Origin of the sequence: Pseudomonas sp. K5002, from assembly GCF_013386655.1 — a bacterium.
Taxonomy (GTDB): Bacteria; Pseudomonadota; Gammaproteobacteria; order Pseudomonadales; family Pseudomonadaceae; genus Aquipseudomonas.
Window position 1 is genome coordinate 1 of sequence record NZ_JACARK010000985.1, and the last position, 3674, is coordinate 3674.

Annotated in this window: 4 protein-coding genes; all 4 read right to left on the minus strand. The window is 62.6% G+C overall.

Annotation, left to right across the window (positions count from 1 at the left end; translation table 11 throughout):
* The coding region (locus tag HX846_RS32160; RefSeq protein ID WP_372242035.1) for a sodium:calcium antiporter at positions 1–626 on the minus strand (626 nt) is incomplete at its 3' end.
* Positions 627–685: 59 nt separating this feature from the next.
* The gene (locus HX846_RS32165; protein ID WP_003216071.1) at positions 686–1057 is read right to left on the minus strand and encodes a septal ring lytic transglycosylase RlpA family protein; all 372 of its coding nucleotides are present in this window, start codon (positions 1055–1057) and stop codon (positions 686–688) included.
* A 156-nt stretch (positions 1058–1213) separates the two neighbouring features.
* Positions 1214–2659 carry an Asp-tRNA(Asn)/Glu-tRNA(Gln) amidotransferase subunit GatB gene (gene gatB, locus HX846_RS32170; RefSeq protein WP_003216073.1) on the minus strand — a complete coding sequence of 482 codons (1446 nt, stop codon included), beginning with the start codon at positions 2657–2659 and terminating at the stop codon, positions 1214–1216.
* 10 nt (positions 2660–2669) lie between these two features.
* A partial coding sequence (locus HX846_RS32175) for an amidase family protein (protein ID WP_178966950.1) occupies positions 2670–3674 on the minus strand: 1005 nt, incomplete at its 5' end.

Sequence of the window (3674 nt, forward strand, 5' to 3'; positions counted from 1 at the left end):
CAGGGCAGGGAAGTGCCGACGCCAATCAGCGTCAGGCCGATGATGCGTTCCGACAGGCCCAGGTCAGAGGCCACGTCCACCGCCGCGCCCAGCAGCAGGTGCCCGGCCAGTACGAGGATCAACAGTCCACCGAGCATCAGCAGCACGCTGCTCAGCCACGGCGCCTGCACCACAGTGTCCCGGGTGCGCGGGCGGCGGGAGTGGCGTGTCTGGTAGAGCAGCACGCCGAGGTAGGCCACCAGGGCCACCAGCAGTAACAGGCCATCGATCGGCGTGAGTTCTTCATTGGCGGCTAGCACAAACACCAGCAGGCTGGCGATGATCATCATCGGGATATCCAGGCGTACCAGTTGCCGGGAGACCCGCAGCGGAATGATCAGGGCTGCCAGGCCAAGGGTCACGAGGGTGTTGAAGATGCTGCTGCCGATCACACTGCCCACGGCGATGTCGGTGTTGTCCGCCAGGGTCGCTTGCAAGCTGATCGCCATCTGCGGCGCGCTGCTGCCGAAGGCGACGATGCTCAGGCCGATGATCAGCGGGCGCACCTTGAGGCTGGCCGCCAGGCGCACGGCGGCGCGCACTAATACTTCTGCGCCGAAGATCAACAGCAGCAGGCCGCTGATCAGTTCGATCAGGCTAAAGGGCGAGAGGGCGGTTAATGCGGAAATGGCCTGGGCTCCGTCGGTCAGTTGCTGAGGGCTTGCACGCGAACGCGCGCGGTGCCGCTGCCGATCATACCGATCTGTTCGGCGGCCTTGCGTGAAAGGTCGATCAGGCGCCCACGGGTATGCGGGCCGCGATCATTGATGCGGACAACGACGCTTTTGTTGTTGTCGAGATTGGTGACCTTCACCTGCGTGCCGAAGGGCAGGCGACGATGGGCGGCGGTCAGGGCATTCTGGTTGAACGGTTCACCGCTGGCAGTGCGGTTGCCGTGGTGTTTGGCGCCGTAGTAGGACGCGGAGCCGGTTTCGTCATAGCCGTTGGGGTCGATGAGGCCGCTGGCGCAGCCGGCGAGCAGAGAGAACAGGGCCAACAGGCCGAGTAGACGCTTCATTCAAGGTGTCCCCAAAAGTGATGTGGAAACCGGCTTATGTGGGAGCCGGGCTTGCCCGCGATGCAAGCGCCTCGGTCTTTCGGGTGCACCGAGGTGATGCTATCGCAGGCAAGCCAGCTCCCACACAAGCCGGCTCCCGCAGTGAGACGACCGCGTTTAGCCTTCGAGTTTGCTTTTCAGCAGTTCGTTGACCTGTTGCGGGTTGGCCTTGCCTTTGGAGGCTTTCATCGCCTGGCCGACAAAGAAGCCGAACATCTTGCCCCGCTTGGCTTCATCCGCCGCACGGTATTGTTCAACCTGCTCGGCATTGGCTGCCAGCATCTCGTCGAGCACCGCCGAAATCGCGCCGCTGTCGGTGACTTGCTTCAGGCCGCGCTTTTCGATGATCTCGTCAGCGTTGCCTTCGCCGGCGGCCATGGCTTCAAACACGGTCTTGGCGATTTTGCCGGAGATGGTGTTGTCCTTGATCCGCAGCAACATGCCGCCCAACTGTTCTGCCGACACCGGTGCTTCGTCGATTTCCAGGCCCTGTTTGTTCAACAGGCTGCCCAGCTCAACCATCACCCAGTTGGCCGCCAGTTTGGCGTCGCCGGCAATGCTCACGACTTTTTCGAAGTAGTTGGCTTGCTCGCGGCTCGACGCCAGCACGCTTGCGTCATACACCGAAAGCCCGAACTGCGCCTGGAAACGCTCGCGTTTCTGCGGTGGCAGTTCCGGCAGCGTGGCGCGCACGTCAGCCAGGAACGAGTCCTCGATGACCACCGGCAACAGGTCCGGATCGGGGAAGTAACGGTAGTCGTTGGCTTCCTCCTTGCTGCGCATGGCGCGGGTTTCGTCTTTGTTCGGGTCGTACAGGCGGGTCTGCTGGATCACCTTGCCGCCGTCTTCGATCAGCTCGATCTGGCGACGTACTTCGGTGTTGATCGCCTTCTCGATGAAACGGAACGAGTTGACGTTCTTGATCTCGCAGCGGGTGCCGTATTCGGCCTGGCCCTTTGGCCGCACCGACACGTTGCAGTCGCAACGCAGGGAGCCTTCGGCCATGTTGCCGTCGCAGATCCCGAGGTAACGCACCAGCGCGTGGATCGTCTTGACGTAGGCCACGGCTTCCTTGGCGCTGCGCATGTCCGGCTCGGAAACGATTTCCAGCAGCGGGGTGCCGGCGCGGTTCAGGTCGATGCCGGTGGCGCCGTTGAATTCTTCATGCAGGCTCTTGCCGGCATCTTCTTCCAGGTGCGCACGGGTCACGCCGACACGTTTGATGGTGCCGTCTTCCAGCGGGATGTCCAGGTAGCCCTTGCCGACGATCGGCAATTCCATCTGGCTGATCTGGTAGCCCTTGGGCAGGTCCGGGTAGAAGTAGTTCTTGCGGGCGAACACGTTGTGCTGGCCGATCTCGGCATCGATGGCGAGGCCGAACATCACCGCCATGCGCACCGCTTCCTGGTTCAGCACCGGCAGCACGCCGGGCATGCCCAGGTCTACCAGGCTGGCCTGGGTGTTGGGTTCTGCGCCGAACGTGGTGGCGCTACCGGAGAAAATCTTCGATTGGGTGGCGAGCTGGGTATGAATCTCCAGCCCGATCACGACTTCCCATTGCATAGTGTTCTCCTCAGAAGCCGGTAGGGGTGCGAGTGTGCCAGTCAGAGTTCAACTGGTACTGGTGCGCCACATTGAGCAGGCGGCCTTCCTGGAAATACGGGGCGAGCAGTTGCACGCCCACCGGCAAGCCATCGACGAAACCTGCAGGCATGGACAAGCCCGGCAGACCGGCGAGGTTGGCGGTGATGGTGTACAGGTCTTCCAGGTACTCGGCGATCGGGTCGCCGGTCTTGGCGCCGATCTTCCAGGCCGGGTTCGGCGTGGTTGGGCCGAGGATCACGTCGACTTCATTAAAGGCAGCCATGAAGTCGTTCTTGATCAGGCGACGGATCTTTTGCGCCTTGAGGTAGTACGCGTCGTAGTAGCCGGCCGACAGGGCGTAGGCACCGACCATGATCCGGCGTTGTACTTCCGCGCCGAAACCTTCGCCACGGGAGCGCTTGTACAGGTCGGTGAGGTCTTTCGGGTTTTCGCAGCGGTAGCCGAAGCGCACGCCGTCGAACCGCGACAGGTTGGAGGACGCTTCTGCCGGCGCGATCACGTAGTAGGCCGGAATCGCGTGCTGGTTGTTCGGCAGGCTGATTTCCTTGATCACGGCGCCGAGCTTTTCCAGCTCCTTGACGCTGTTGTGCACCAGTTCGGCGATGCGTGGGTCGAGGCCGGCGCTGAAATACTCTTTCGGCACGCCGATGCGCAGGCCTTTGATCGAGGTATTCAGGCTGGCGCTGTAGTCCGGCACGGGTTCATCAATGCTGGTGGAGTCCTGCGGATCGAAGCCTGCCATGCCTTGTAACAAAATTGCGCAGTCTTCAGCGGTGCGTGCCAGGGGGCCGCCCTGGTCGAGACTGGAGGCGTAGGCAATCATGCCCCAGCGGGAAACGCGACCGTAGGTCGGTTTCAGACCGGTGAGGTTGGTGAAAGCGGCCGGTTGGCGGATCGAGCCGCCAGTGTCGGTGGCCGTGGCGGCAGGTAACAGACGAGCGGCAACCGCGGCCGCCGAACCACCGGACGAACC

Excerpts from the sequence above, each read along its gene's own strand:
- HX846_RS32165 (WP_003216071.1), bottom strand. The coding sequence starts at position 1,057 with ATGAAGCGTCTACTCGGCCTGTTGGCCCTGTTCTCTCTGCTCGCCGGC.
- gatB (WP_003216073.1), bottom strand. The coding sequence starts at position 2,659 with ATGCAATGGGAAGTCGTGATCGGGCTGGAGATTCATACCCAGCTCGCC.